General features: G+C 68.5%; 14 protein-coding genes and 1 tRNA gene. 2 read left to right on the top strand and 13 right to left on the bottom strand.

Annotation, left to right across the window (positions count from 1 at the left end; all coding sequences use genetic code 11):
- Nucleotides 1–16 precede the first annotated feature (16 nt).
- The 12 genes from ASD10_RS06060 to ASD10_RS06005 all read right to left on the bottom strand — a co-directional run bounded on the left by ASD10_RS06060 (nt 17) and on the right by ASD10_RS06005 (nt 9,396).
- Nucleotides 17–1,111: an MCE family protein gene (locus tag ASD10_RS06060; RefSeq protein WP_056606079.1), complete on the bottom strand. Its 1,095-nt coding sequence runs from the start codon at nt 1,109–1,111 to the stop codon at nt 17–19.
- Nucleotides 1,108–2,559: an MCE family protein gene (locus tag ASD10_RS06055; protein WP_056606076.1), complete on the bottom strand. Its 1,452-nt coding sequence runs from the start codon at nt 2,557–2,559 to the stop codon at nt 1,108–1,110. Before ASD10_RS06055 ends, ASD10_RS06060 begins: the two co-directional genes overlap by 4 nt.
- A 3-nt stretch (nt 2,560–2,562) precedes the next feature.
- The gene (locus tag ASD10_RS06050) at nt 2,563–3,327 is read right to left on the bottom strand and encodes an ABC transporter permease (protein WP_197984051.1); all 765 of its coding nucleotides are present in this window, start codon (nt 3,325–3,327) and stop codon (nt 2,563–2,565) included.
- A gap of 65 nt (nt 3,328–3,392) precedes the next feature.
- Nucleotides 3,393–4,100, bottom strand: a complete 708-nt coding sequence (locus ASD10_RS06045; RefSeq protein ID WP_197984055.1) for an ABC transporter permease — start codon at nt 4,098–4,100, stop codon at nt 3,393–3,395.
- Nucleotides 4,101–4,165: 65 nt separating this feature from the next.
- Nucleotides 4,166–5,116 carry an ABC transporter ATP-binding protein gene (locus tag ASD10_RS06040; protein WP_056606069.1) on the bottom strand — a complete coding sequence of 317 codons (951 nt, stop codon included), beginning with the start codon at nt 5,114–5,116 and terminating at the stop codon, nt 4,166–4,168.
- Between the two features lie 342 nt (nt 5,117–5,458).
- The gene (gene rplL / locus ASD10_RS06035; protein WP_056606066.1) at nt 5,459–5,848 is read right to left on the bottom strand and encodes a 50S ribosomal protein L7/L12; all 390 of its coding nucleotides are present in this window, start codon (nt 5,846–5,848) and stop codon (nt 5,459–5,461) included.
- A gap of 54 nt (nt 5,849–5,902) precedes the next feature.
- Nucleotides 5,903–6,568, bottom strand: a complete 666-nt coding sequence (rplJ, locus tag ASD10_RS06030; protein WP_056606063.1) for a 50S ribosomal protein L10 — start codon at nt 6,566–6,568, stop codon at nt 5,903–5,905.
- Between the two features lie 312 nt (nt 6,569–6,880).
- Complete coding sequence (rplA, locus tag ASD10_RS06025) at nt 6,881–7,594, bottom strand: 50S ribosomal protein L1 (RefSeq protein WP_056606060.1); 714 nt, start codon at nt 7,592–7,594, stop codon at nt 6,881–6,883.
- Nucleotides 7,595–7,688: 94 nt separating this feature from the next.
- Nucleotides 7,689–8,117 (bottom strand): 50S ribosomal protein L11, encoded by a 429-nt coding sequence (gene rplK / locus ASD10_RS06020; protein ID WP_056606059.1) that lies wholly within the window; start codon nt 8,115–8,117, stop codon nt 7,689–7,691.
- A gap of 73 nt (nt 8,118–8,190) precedes the next feature.
- The gene (gene nusG / locus ASD10_RS06015; protein WP_056606056.1) at nt 8,191–8,955 is read right to left on the bottom strand and encodes a transcription termination/antitermination protein NusG; all 765 of its coding nucleotides are present in this window, start codon (nt 8,953–8,955) and stop codon (nt 8,191–8,193) included.
- A gap of 85 nt (nt 8,956–9,040) precedes the next feature.
- Entirely contained in the window at nt 9,041–9,262 is a 222-nt protein-coding gene (gene secE, locus ASD10_RS06010) for a preprotein translocase subunit SecE (RefSeq protein ID WP_056606053.1), read from the bottom strand.
- A gap of 61 nt (nt 9,263–9,323) precedes the next feature.
- Nucleotides 9,324–9,396: transfer RNA gene (locus ASD10_RS06005), tRNA-Trp, on the bottom strand.
- A gap of 177 nt (nt 9,397–9,573) precedes the next feature.
- Between ASD10_RS06005 and ASD10_RS06000 the strand changes: the two genes are divergently transcribed.
- Together ASD10_RS06000 and ASD10_RS05995 are read left to right on the top strand one after the other, a co-directional pair.
- Nucleotides 9,574–10,644 (top strand): adenosine deaminase, encoded by a 1,071-nt coding sequence (locus tag ASD10_RS06000; protein WP_056606050.1) that lies wholly within the window; start codon nt 9,574–9,576, stop codon nt 10,642–10,644.
- Between the two features lie 52 nt (nt 10,645–10,696).
- Nucleotides 10,697–11,176: a DUF4190 domain-containing protein gene (locus tag ASD10_RS05995; RefSeq protein WP_056606047.1), complete on the top strand. Its 480-nt coding sequence runs from the start codon at nt 10,697–10,699 to the stop codon at nt 11,174–11,176.
- On the opposite strand, the gene ASD10_RS05990 is transcribed toward ASD10_RS05995, so the two are convergent.
- Entirely contained in the window at nt 11,173–12,192 is a 1,020-nt protein-coding gene (locus ASD10_RS05990) for a UDP-N-acetylmuramate dehydrogenase (RefSeq protein ID WP_056606045.1), read from the bottom strand. The genes ASD10_RS05995 and ASD10_RS05990 overlap by 4 nt on opposite strands.
- Nucleotides 12,193–12,217 lie beyond the last annotated feature (25 nt).

Here is a 12,217-nt window from a genome sequence, read left to right as displayed (position 1 = left end):
CGTTCGCGGAAGGGCTTCATCGGTCGTACCCCGGCTGGTCGCATCGTTGGCCGCCGACCTTGACGCCGGGGCCGGTGAGGTCGAGCTTGGTCTCGGGGACGATCGTCGTCGGACCGAGCGTGATCGGCGGGATGGTCAGGCTCCCCTTGAGCTCGCAGAGGTAGAAGTTGAACTCGCTGCCCGACGACGCCAGCACCCCGAGCTTGGAGGTCTTGATCGGCAGGATCTGGATCGCGTTCGAGATCGTCGACAGGTTGCGGTCGGACGACAGGTTCTTGGTCAGTCCGTTCAGCTGCTTGATGTCCTCGGTCAGCGCCGGACGTCCCTGCACGAGCAGGTCGGACGTCTCGTCGGTGAGGTCGGAGATCGAGTCGACCGAGTCGAGGATCGCGTTGCGGTCGTCCTTGAGCCCCGTCACGAACTGCTGCAGCGTGTCGATCGTGTCGGTCAGCTCCTGATCGCGCGAGCCGACCGTGTCGAGCACGGTGCTGAGGTTGGTGATGACGTCGCCGATCAGCTGGTCGCGCCCGGCCAGGGTGCTGGTCAGCGACGACGTGCGGGCCAGCAGGTTCTCGACGTTCCCGCCCTCGCCCTGCAGGGTCTGGACGATCTCGAAGGCCAGCTTGTTGGTGTCGTCGGGCGACAGCGCCTGGAACACCGGCTTGAATCCGTTGAGCAGCACGTTGAGGTCGAGCGCCTCCTTGGTGCGCGACTCCGGGATCGTGCTGTCGGGCTTGAGCACTGTCTTGGCGCCGTCGGCGCCCTGCGTCAGCGCGATGTACCGCTGGCCCACGAGGTTGCGGAACTTGATCGTGGCGTTGGTGTTGGCGGTCAGCGGGACGTCGGAGTCGACGCCGAACGTGACGCGCGCCCGGTCGCGGTCGACGATCTCGATCTTGGAGACCGAGCCGACGGCGACACCGGCGATGCGGACGTCGTCGCCCTTGGCCATGCCCGTGACGTCGGAGAAGATCGCCCGGTACTGGTTGCGGTCGCCGAACGAGCCGTTGCTGAGGGTCAGCGCGAGCACGAGCGTCGACAGACCGGTGAAGGCGAAGAAGAAGCCGAGCTTGACGGCCGCTCCCATGGACTCGCGATCGATCTGCTTCATCGGGCGGTCACCGCCGCTCCTCGCAGGACGGGGCTGATCATCAGCGAGCCGATGTCGGGGACGTCGGTCGGCGACATGCCCAGCGAGGCGCCCAGGAAGACGTTGAGCTCGTCGCGCTCGCTGGCCGAGTCGACGCCCTCGGCGCTCGGCTTGACCAGGTTCTCGAGCTCGAGGCTCGAGGCCGCCGTGCGGTTCTGCGCGAAGTCGCCGTCGGCTCCGACCGAGCCGAACTTGGAGTGCGCCCGCTTGACGCCGACGAGCTTGTAGACGTCGGCCGGCACCGTGAACGGGTTGGCCTGCGACGACACCTTCTCCTGCTGCGCCCGGCCCTTGTTGATCTCGTTGAGGTCCAGGCACGAGGGGGACGCGGCGTTGTCGGCGTTGATGTCCTTGCCGTTGCGGGCGCCCGGGCCCGACGACGCGCGGTCGAAGTCGGCCTTCGACACGTCGACGTTCTCGTTGGCGCTGTAGGCGTTGGGCTGCTCGATCAGCTCGACGTCGATGTGCAGCGTGCCGCCGCGGAACGCGCTGTCGAGACGCGGGATGAGCGTCGACATCGACTTCAGGAAGCACGGGAACGTGACGGAGTAGTCGCCCACCATCTCGAGCACGGGTCGGCTCTCCTTGGCCAGGCGCTTGAGGTTGTCGCCGTTGTCCTGCGTGAACGTCGTCAGGGTGTCGGCCAGGTGCGTGCCCTCGTCGAAGAAGGCGGCCAGCTGGGCCTTCTTGGCCACGATCGTGTTGCCGGTGACGACGGTGTTGCGCAGCACGCGGCCGAGATCGGGCAGCGCCGCGGTGTAGACGTCCGAGACCGTGCCGAGCTTGGTCAGGTCGGTCACGAGCTGGGGCACGTCGGGGTTGACCTTCTTGAGGTAGGAGTTGGCCGTCACGAGCGTCTCGCCCAGCTGCGTGCCACGACCGTCGAGGGCCGACGAGACCGCGCTGAGCGTGTACGACAGGCTCGCGGGGTCGACGGCCTCGAGCAGCGGGTAGAGGTCGTTGAGCAGCGTCTCGACCTCGATCGGCACGTCGGCCTTCGTGATGGTGTCGCCGGCCTGCAGCGTCTGGCCGCCGTCGGTGCCGCCGGTCGGGGGGATCAGCGCGACGTACTTCTCGCCGAACAGCGTCTTCGGCACGAGCTGGGCCGTGACGCCCTTCGGGACGCTGTCGATGAGCTTCGGGTTCATGCCGAGGACCAGCTTGACGCCGTCGCCGTCGGGCTCGACCTCGCGGACCTCGCCGACGATCATGCCGCGCAGCTTCACGTCGGCGTTGCGGGGCAGGTTGACGCCGGTCGTGTCGGTCGTGAGCGTCACGTTGTCGTAGTCGACGAAGGCCTTGGTGAAGAAGGCGTACGTGACCCACAGGAAGAAGATCACCATCGCCACGAAGGCGGCGCCGAGGATCTTGAGCGACGAGGGGCGCTCGAGGACGGGAGTGCGTGCCATGGGTCAGCCTGCCAATCTGACGGTCACGTTGGTTCCCCAGATCGCCATCGAGGCGAGCAGGTCGACCACGTTGATGGCCACGATCGAGGTGCGCACGGCCAGGCCCACGGCCACGCCGACACCGGCGGGGCCACCGCTGGCGTAGTAGCCGTAGTAGCAGTGGATCAAGATCACGACGACCGCGAAGATCAGCACCTTGGCGAACGACCACAGGACGTCGCTGGGCGGCAGGAACGTCGTGAAGTAGTGGTCGTACGTGCCGGCGCTCTGGCCGTTGATGCGGGTCACGGTGAGCCTCGTCGCGAAGTACGACGACAGCAGGCCCACGATGTACAGCGGCACGACGGCGATCAGGCCGGCGATCACGCGGGTCGTGACCAGGAAGGGCATCGACGGGATCGCCATCGTCTCGAGGGCGTCGACCTCCTCGCTGATGCGCATCGCGCCGAGCTGGGCGGTGAAGCCGCAGCCCACCGTGGCCGCCAGGGCGATGCCGGCGACGATCGGGGCGATCTCACGGGTGTTGAAGTACGCCGACACGAAGCCGGTCAGGGCCGACGTGCCGAGCTGGTCGAGCGCCGCGTAGCCCTGGATGCCGACCTCGGTGCCGGTGAAGAAGCACATCGCGGTGATGACGCCGACGGTTCCGCCGATGACCGCGAGCGAGCCCGAGCCGAGGGTGACCTCGGCGAGGAGCCGCAGGATCTCCTTCTTGTAGTTGGTCAGCGTGCGCGGGACCGACTTGACGACCCGGATGTAGAACAGCATCTGCCGCCCGAGGCCGTCGAGGGCCCCGGCGGGCTTCTGGTAGATCGCTGCGAGATTGGCCACGATCACATCCCCTTCGGTGGGACGAGCTGGATGTAGATCGCCGAGATGAAGAAGTTGACGATGAACAGCAGCGTGAACGTGATGACGACGGCCTCGTTGACGGCGTCGCCGACGCCCTTGGGGCCGCCCTTGGCGTTCATGCCCTTGTAGGACGCGACGATCGCCGCGAGGAAGCCGAAGATCAGCGCCTTGACCATCCCTTGGTACATGTCGGGCAGCTGGGCCAGCGCCGTGAACGAGGCCAGGTAGGCGCCCGGTGTGCCGTCCTGCAGGACGACGTTGAACACGTAGCCGCCCGCGACGCCGACGACCGTGACGACGCCGTTGAGGAACACCGCGACGAGCATGCAGGCCAGCACGCGGGGCACGACGAGTCGCTGGATCGGGTCGATGCCCAGCACCATCATGGCGTCGAGCTCCTCGCGGATGCGTCGTGCGCCGAAGTCGGCCGCGATCGCCGATCCGGCGGCTCCGGCGATCAGCAGCGCGCAGGCGATGGGCCCGGCCTCACGGACGACCGCGAGCACGGCGGCCGAGCCGGTGAACGACTGCGCGCCGAACTGCTTGATCAGCCCGCCGACCTGCAGCGCGATGACGGCGCCGAACGGGATTGCGACGAAGGCCGTCGGCACGATCGTGACCTTGACGATGAACCAGGCCTGGAGCAGGAACTCCTTGAGCTGGAACGGTCGGCGGAACAGCGCGACCATGACGTCCAGGGCGAACGCGAAGAGGTTGCCGGCGACCCGTGCGGGCCCGGTGACGACGCTGACGCTCACGCGGTGACAGCCTCGGCGTCACGGGCGAACGACCCGGGGGGCGGGGTGACGCCGTTGTCGCGGCACCAGGCTCCCGGCTCGCGCTGACCGCGGCGCGGACGACCGTCGGACGTCTCGAGCTGCATCGGGACCGGCGGCAGGGCCGGCATCGCGATGCCGGCCTCGGAGGCCAGCTCGGAGGCGTCCTTCTCCTCGCTCATGCCGATCGGGCCGACGGTCTGCGCGTTGAGGAACTGGGCCACGACGGGCTCCTCGGACGTCAGGAGCATCTCGCGGGGGCCGAACATCGCCAGGTGCTTGTGGTAGAGCAGGCCGATGTTGTCGGGCACACGGCGGGCCGTGTTGATGTCGTGGGTCACGATCAGGAACGTCGCGTCGATCTGCGCGTTCAGGTCGATGAAGAGCTGGTTGATGTACGAGGTGCGCACGGGGTCCAGACCCGAGTCGGGCTCGTCGATCAGGAGGATCTCGGGGTCCAGCACCAGCGCACGGGCCAGACCCGCGCGCTTGCGCATGCCGCCGGAGATCTCGCCGGGCAGCTTGCGCTCGGCGCCGACCAGACCGGTCAGCTCCATCTTGTCCATGACGATGGAGCGGATCTCGGACTCGGACTTGCGGGTGTGCTCGCGCAGCGGGAAGGCGACGTTGTCGTAGAGGTCCATCGAGCCGAACATCGCGCCGTCCTGGAACAGCACGCCGAACAGCTTGCGGATCTCGTAGAGGTCCTTCTCCTTGCAGTTCGCGATGTCGACGCCCTCGATGAACACGTGGCCCGAGTTGGGCTTGAGCAGACCGATCAGGGTCTTGAGGAACACCGACTTGCCGGTGCCCGAGGGGCCCAGCATCACGGAGATCTCGCCAGCCGGAAGCGTCAACGTGACGTCGTTCCAGATGACCTGGCTACCGAACTTCTTCGTCAGACCCTCGACGACTACTTCAACGCCCACGGACGGCCCCTCCTTGCTTACCGCGGATGCCGGACGATGCCGGCAGGACTTCCCCCTGCCCGCGCTGCATGTGATCGCGGACACAGAACTAACGAGAGAACGCAACCTGGGTTACGCCCTCCGGTCCAGATGGTGACTCGCCGGTAACCATCGCGGACCTCAGGAACATACCCCAGGTAACTCCGAGTCACAATCGTGACCGGAGTCACGCCCAGACTACGAGACGATCCGCGCCACCACCGGATGAACTCGCACATCGGGACCTCGTGCCCTGGTCCGGACATGACGAACGGGGCGCCCCTTCCGAAGAAGGGACGCCCCGCTCAGTGTGTCAGCTGCAGGTCACTTGACCGTGACGCTGGCGCCGGCGGCCTCGAGGGCCTCCTTGGCCTTGTCGGCAGCTTCCTTGTTGGCCTTCTCGAGGACGGGCTTCGGCGCACCCTCGACGAGGTCCTTGGCCTCCTTGAGTCCGAGACCGGTGATCGTGCGAACTTCCTTGATGACCTGGATCTTCTTCTCGCCGGCACCCTCGAGGATGACGTCGAACTCGTCCTGCTCGGCGGCGGCGTCGCCACCGGCAGCGCCGGCCGCGGCGGGGGCCGCAGCGGCAGCGACAGGAGCGGCCGCGGTGACGTCGAACGTCTCCTCGAACTCCTTGACGAACTCGGAGAGCTCGATGAGGGTCATTTCCTTGAATGCATCCAGCAGATCGCCGGTGCTGAGCTTCGCCATGGTGGCGTCCTTCCGTTATGAGACCCCGAGGGGGTCCCGATGTGAATCGGGCGTTCAGCCCTCGGTCGTCTCGGCGTCGGCAGACGCTTCGACAGGTGCGGCGTCGGCGGGTGCCTCGGCCGGGGAATCGGTCGCCTCGTCGGCCGCGGGGGCCTCGTCGGCGGCTTCGGCTGCGGGCTCGGCGCCTGCAGCCAGGATCGACGGATCGCCCTCGGCCTTCGCCTGCAGGGCACCCAGCACACGGGCGGCCTGCGACAGCGGGGCCTGGAACAGCGATGCGGCGTTCGAGAGGCTGGCCTTCATGCCACCTGCGAGCTTGGCGAGGAGGACCTCGCGCGACTCGAGGTCGGCCAGCTTCGTGATCTCCTCGGCGGAGAGGATGTTCCCGTCGAGGAACCCTCCCTTGATGACGAGGGGGGTGTTGGCCTTCGCGAAGTCGCGCAGACTCTTCGCTGCCAGCACCGGATCGCCCTTGATGAAGGCGATCGCGGTCGGACCGACGAGCAGCTCGTTGTCGAGCTCCACTCCGGCGTCCTTGGCGGCGATCTTGGTCAGCGTGTTCTTGGCGACGGCATAGTTCACGTCCTCACCGAGCGAGCGGCGCAGTTCCTGCAGCTGCTTCACGGTGAGACCGCGGTACTCGGTGAGAACTGCGCCGTTCGACTCACGGAAGTTGTCCGCGAGCTCGGCAACGGCAGCAATCTTTTCCGCGTTGACCATGGGTCTCCTTCCAGCACATGGGTCCGTACCTCGACTGCGATCCCATGTGCGTACACGGGCCCGACACGAAAAAACGTCCCGGGCACAGGGCCACGGGACGCAACGTGCTGCATCTGGTTCGTGATCCTGCGCGGGCCGCCCTTCCGGGCGCTTCGAGCGACTCGTGGAGTCACCAGCCAGCGGTCTTCGGCACCTTCAGGATAGGGCACCGCCCACGCCCCGACCAAATCGCCCCGTCGGCGGGACGGCTGCGGACGCAGGACGCCCCCGCGGCCACGGGGGCTGCGGGGGCGTCCGGGTGACTCGCGGGCGTCAGGACTCGTCGGCCGCGTAGTTCTTGGTGCGGTTGGGATCGACGGGGACGCCGGGACCGTTGGTCGTCGACACCGTGATCTTCTTGACGTAGCGACCCTTCGAGCTGGCCGGCTTGATGCGCAGGACCTCGTCGAGGGCCGCGCCGTAGTTCTCGGCGAGCTGCTCGGCCGAGAACGAGGCCTTGCCGATCACGAAGTGCAGGTTGGCGTGACGATCGACGCGGAACTCGATCTTGCCGCCCTTGATGTCGCCGACGGCCTTGGCCACGTCGGGCGTGACGGTGCCCGTCTTCGGGTTCGGCATCAGGTTGCGGGGGCCGAGCACGCGACCCAGGCGACCGACCTTGCCCATCATGTCGGGCGTCGCGACGACGGCGTCGAAGTCGAGCCACCCGCCGCTGACCTTCTCGACCATGTCGTCCGAACCGACGAAGTCGGCTCCGGCCTCACGAGCGGCGTCGGCGTTGGCGCCGGTGGCGAAGACCAGGACCCGTGCGGTCTTGCCCGTGCCGTGCGGGAGGTTGACGGTGCCGCGCACCATCTGGTCGGCCTTGCGGGGGTCGACGCCCAGACGCATGGAGACGTCCACCGTCGAGTCGTACTTCTTGCTGCCCGACTCCTTGGCCAGCGTCGTGGCCTGGAGGGGGGTGTAGAGGTTGTCCTTGTCGATCTTCTCGGCGACCTCGCGGTACGCCTTGCTGTGCTGTGCCATCTCTGGTGATCCTTCTTCGTCGTGACCAGTCGTGGTCGGTACGGGCCCAGCCGGCCCTGCCACTAGTGGTGCGGTGTGTGGTGCGAGGCGGACGTCAGTCCGTCGTGACGCCCATCGAGCGGGCGGTGCCCTCGACGATCTTCATCGCGGCGTCGATGTCGGTCGCGTTGAGGTCGGGGAGCTTGGTCGTGGCGATCTCGCGGATCTGGTCCTTGGAGATCTTGCCGACCTTGTCGGTGTGCGGCACGGCCGAGCCCTTGCTCAGACCGGCGGCCTTCTTGATCAGCTCGGCCGCGGGCGGCGTCTTGGTGACGAAGCTGAAGGTGCGGTCCTCGTAGATCGTGATCTCGACCGGGACGACGTTTCCGCGCATGGCTTCCGTGGCCGCGTTGTAGGCCTTGCAGAACTCCATGATGTTGACGCCGTGCGGGCCGAGCGCGGTACCGACGGGCGGTGCCGGGTTGGCCATACCGGCCTGCAGCTGCACCTTGACGATGGCTGCGACTTTCTTCTTGGGAGGCATTTCTCGGGTCCTTTTGATGAGTGGTGCTGGTGGTGCGTGGCCGAGCGGGGCTCAGCCGGCGCGTGCGGGCGGCTCAGACCTTCTGGATCTGGGTGAAGCTGAGCTCGACCGGGGTCTCGCGACCGAAGATCTCCACGAGGGCCTTGACCCTCTGTGCATCGATGTTGATCTCGGTGATGGTCGCGTGCAGCGTGGCGAACGGTCCATCGACGACCATGACGGAGTCCGCGACGGCGAAGTCGGAGAACTCGACCTTGGCGGCCTTCGTCTGCTGCTGGTCGGGGGCGTCGGCCGCGGTTGCGACCTCGGCCTCCACTGCCGGGGCGAGCATGCTCTCGACCTCGGCAAGACTGAGGGGCACGGGCTGGTGGGAGTTGCCCACGAAGCCCGTGACGGACGGGGTGTGGCGCACGACGCCCCACGACTCGTCGGTGAGGTCCATGCGGACCAGGACGTAGCCGGGCAGGACCGTGCGCTTGACCAGCTTGCGCTGGCCGTTCTTGATCTCGGCGACCTCTTCGGTCGGGACGACGACCTCGAAGATGAAGTCCTCGGCGTTGAGCGAGGTGACCCGGTTCTCGAGGTTCGACTTCACGCGCTTCTCCATGCCGGAGTACGTGTGGACGACGTACCAGTCGCCGATCTGGCTGTACAGACGGTCCTTGAACTCCTGCAGGGCGTCGACCGGCGCGTCCTCGGCGGACTCGTCGTCGCCGGACTCGTCGTCGGCCTGCTCGGTGGAGGACTCGATCGCGTCGTCGTCCTGGACGACGGGCTCGGCGGCCTCGGTCGCGTCGACGCCGGACGTCTCCTCGACGGGAGCGTCGATGGAGTCCACGTCGACGTTGTCTTCGTAACCTTGAGTCACTGTGATCCTTTGATGCGGGTGGGTGCCGTGAGGCGGGGCGGGGCGTCGGCCCCGGCTAGGCGAAGATCTTGAACGACAGCTGGCCGAAGCCGTAGTCGAGCCCGGCGACGATCGCCATCATGACGAGCACGAACACCAGGACGACCCAGAAGTAGTTGACGACCTGCGGACGCGTCGGCCAGACCACCTTGCGGAGCTCGGCGATCACCTGTCGGTAGAACGTGATCGGCGACGTGCGTTTGCCGGACGTGCCGGCCAGCTCGTGACGGTCGCTCACGGGACTCCTTCGTACTTCTCAAGATGCTCGGTGTGTGATGTCGCGGTGTCGTGATGTCTCGCAGGGCACGAGGGACTTGAACCCCCAACCTTCGGTTTTGGAGACCGATGCTCTACCAGTTGAGCTAGTGCCCTCAGTCAATTTCGCTCGTCGCCGCACCCACTTGCGGGCATGACGATTCAGAGTGAATATTCACCGGTCCGTCAAGTGTACGCGGTGGCACGTCGCCTCGTCGAACCGAGGCGCGGCGACCGCGCGCACGGCGACTGGCAGGATGGCCGGATGCAGGATCGAGCGGACAGGATCACCCGATGACCGACGGCGCGACGCCGGGTCGCGACGCCGTCCGCCCCCTGGCGGCCCTGCCCAAGGCGCACCTGCACCTGCACTTCACGGGCTCGATGCGGCACGGGACGCTGCTCGAGCTCGCCGAGCGCGACGGCATCCGCCTGCCGCCCTCGCTGACCGACGAGTGGCCGCCCGAGCTCAGCACGATGGACGAGAAGGGCTGGTTCCGCTTCCAGCGCCTGTACGACGTCGCCCGCTCCGTGCTGCGGACCGAGGAGGACGTCCGCCGTCTCGTGCTCGAGGCGGCCCTCGACGACGCCGCCGACGGATCGGTCTGGACCGAGATCCAGGTCGACCCCTCGGGGTACGGCGCCCGGTTCGGCGGCATCACGGCCTTCACCGACCTGGTCATCGACGCGGTCCGCGAGGCCGGCGAGAAGGCCGGCATCGGCATGGGTCTGGTCGTCGCGGCCAACCGCACCCGTCACCCCCTCGACGCCCGCACGCTGGCGCGGCTGGCCGCGCAGTACGCGGGGCGCGGGGTCATCGGCTTCGGCCTCTCGAACGACGAGCGGCGCGGCGACACGACGGCGTTCGGACCGGCCTTCGCGATCGCCGAGCGCGCCGGGCTGGCCCTCGTCCCGCACGGCGGCGAGCTGCGCGGGCCCGCCCACGTCACGCAGTGCCTCGACCACCTGCACCCCCACCGGCTCGGTCACGGCGTGCGCGCCGCCGAGAGCGAGGCGGTGCTGGGGCGTCTGGCCGAGTCGGGCGTCGCGCTCGAGGTCTGCCCGACGTCCAACGTCTCGCTCGGCGTCTACGCGACGCTCGAGGAGGTGCCCGTCCGCACGCTCACGGCGGCCGGCATCGACGTCGCCCTCGGCGCCGACGACCCGCTGCTGTTCGGCTCGCGCCTCGGAGGGCAGTACGCCGTCCTGCGCGCCGCCCAGGACTTCTCCGACGTCGAGCTGGCCGAGCTGGCCCGCATGTCGATCCGTCGGTCGTACGCCCCGTCCGACCTCGTCGCGGCGTCGCTCGCGAACGTCGACACGTGGGTCGCCGGCGGCGACGGCGACCTTCCCGCTCCCGGCTGACCGCGGCGCCCGAGACCGTCCGGGCGCACCTGCCCTGTGGCAGGCTGACGCCATGAGCGAGACACCCCGACCCGGTGACGCCGCGGGCGACCCGTCGCCGTACGCGCAGCAGCCGCCCGCGGGATCGGCCTACCCGCCCCCGACGCCCGGCGCCGGCTTCCCTCCCCCGCCGGGCGCGTACCCCTACGCCCGCCGCAAGCACAACGACGCGACGACCGCGATGGTGCTGGGCATCGTCTCGGTGTCGGGAGCGTTCATCTGCGCCGTGCCGGTGCTCATGGCGCCGTTCGCCTGGTACATGGGCGCCAAGGCCGAGCGCGAGATCGACGCCAGCAACGGTGCCCTCGACGGACGCGGAGAGGCCTCGGCGGGCAAGATCCTGGGCATCATCGGCACGGTGCTGCTGGTGCTCGCGATCGCGGCGATCGTCGTCCTGGTCGTCCTGTCGATGACGGTCGACGGCTTCTGGGACGACGACTACGACTCGTACGAGTCGGTGGTCGGCGCGCTCGGGTCGCTGTCGACCCGCTAGAGCGAGCAGCCCACGAGCACGGGCTCGTTGACGAGCGTGACGCCGTAGGCGCGCTGCACGCCGTCACGGACCTCGCGGGCCAGGTCGAGCAGCGCCGCGGTGGTGCCGTCGCCGCGGTTGGTCAGCGCCAGCGTGTGCTTGGTCGACAGCGCCACGCCGGCCGAGCCGTGACCCTTGACGAAGCCCGCGTGGTCGATCAGCCAGGCGGCGCTGGTCTTGACCGATCCGTCGGGCTGCTCGAAGCGCGGCGCGTCGGCGGGCAGCGCCGCGGCCTGGTCGGGCGACAGCAGCGGGTTGGTGAAGAACGAGCCGGCGCTCCACGTGTCGTGGTCGGCGGGGTCGATGACCATGCCCTTGCCGCGGCGCAGCGCCAGCACCGCGTCGCGCACCGCCGCGGCGGACGCCCGGTCGCCGACCTCGATGCCGAGCGCGCGGGCCAGCTCGCCGTAGACGACCGGCGTGCCGAGGTCGCCGAACGCGAGCTGGAACGTGACCGACAGGACGACGTACCGCTGCGGCTCGGCCTTGAAGCGACTGTGGCGGTAGGAGAAGTCGCAGTCGGCGGCCGCGAACGTCCGGATGCGGCGGTCGTAGCGGTCGTACGTGCGGACCGAGGCGATCGTCTGCGAGACGTCCTGGCCGTAGGCGCCGACGTTCTGCACGGGGGTAGCGCCCGTCGAGCCGGGAATGCCCGCGAGCGCCTCGACACCGACCCACCCCTGCTCGACGGCGTGGGCGACGAACACGTCCCACGGCTCGCCGGCGGCGACCGTGACCGTCGCGCCGCTGCACGCGTCGCCGTCGACCGCGATGCCCCGCGTCAGGACCCGCACGACCGTGCCGTCGACGCCGTCGTCGGAGACCACGAGGTTGCTGCCGCCGCCGACGACCAGCAGGGCGTCGCCGGCCTCGTCGGCGATCCGGACGGTGTCGACGAGGTGCTGCTCGGAGGTGGCGTCGATGACGGCCCGCGCGGGCCCTCCCAGGTGCAGGGTCGTCAGGTCGGCGAGGCGCATGGCGGCGACGCTAGCAGGCAATGAC

Source organism: Aeromicrobium sp. Root472D3 (assembly GCF_001426485.1).
In the GTDB taxonomy this organism is placed as follows: Bacteria; Actinomycetota; Actinomycetes; order Propionibacteriales; family Nocardioidaceae; genus Aeromicrobium.
The sequence above is the reverse complement of the archived record's forward strand: the minus strand, read 5'-3'. Positions and strand labels throughout refer to the sequence as shown.

Coding starts and splice junctions, on each gene's coding strand:
- ASD10_RS06060 (WP_056606079.1), bottom strand. CDS start 1,111: ATGAAGCAGATCGATCGCGAGTCCATGGGAGCGGCCGTCAAGCTCGGC.
- ASD10_RS06055 (WP_056606076.1), bottom strand. CDS start 2,559: ATGGCACGCACTCCCGTCCTCGAGCGCCCCTCGTCGCTCAAGATCCTC.
- ASD10_RS06050 (WP_197984051.1), bottom strand. CDS start 3,327: ATGCTGTTCTACATCCGGGTCGTCAAGTCGGTCCCGCGCACGCTGACC.
- ASD10_RS06045 (WP_197984055.1), bottom strand. CDS start 4,100: ATGGTCGCGCTGTTCCGCCGACCGTTCCAGCTCAAGGAGTTCCTGCTC.
- rplL (WP_056606066.1), bottom strand. CDS start 5,848: ATGGCGAAGCTCAGCACCGGCGATCTGCTGGATGCATTCAAGGAAATG.
- rplJ (WP_056606063.1), bottom strand. CDS start 6,568: ATGGTCAACGCGGAAAAGATTGCTGCCGTTGCCGAGCTCGCGGACAAC.
- rplA (WP_056606060.1), bottom strand. CDS start 7,594: ATGGCACAGCACAGCAAGGCGTACCGCGAGGTCGCCGAGAAGATCGAC.
- rplK (WP_056606059.1), bottom strand. CDS start 8,117: ATGCCTCCCAAGAAGAAAGTCGCAGCCATCGTCAAGGTGCAGCTGCAG.
- ASD10_RS06000 (WP_056606050.1), top strand. CDS start 9,574: ATGACCGACGGCGCGACGCCGGGTCGCGACGCCGTCCGCCCCCTGGCG.
- ASD10_RS05995 (WP_056606047.1), top strand. CDS start 10,697: ATGAGCGAGACACCCCGACCCGGTGACGCCGCGGGCGACCCGTCGCCG.
- ASD10_RS05990 (WP_056606045.1), bottom strand. CDS start 12,192: ATGCGCCTCGCCGACCTGACGACCCTGCACCTGGGAGGGCCCGCGCGG.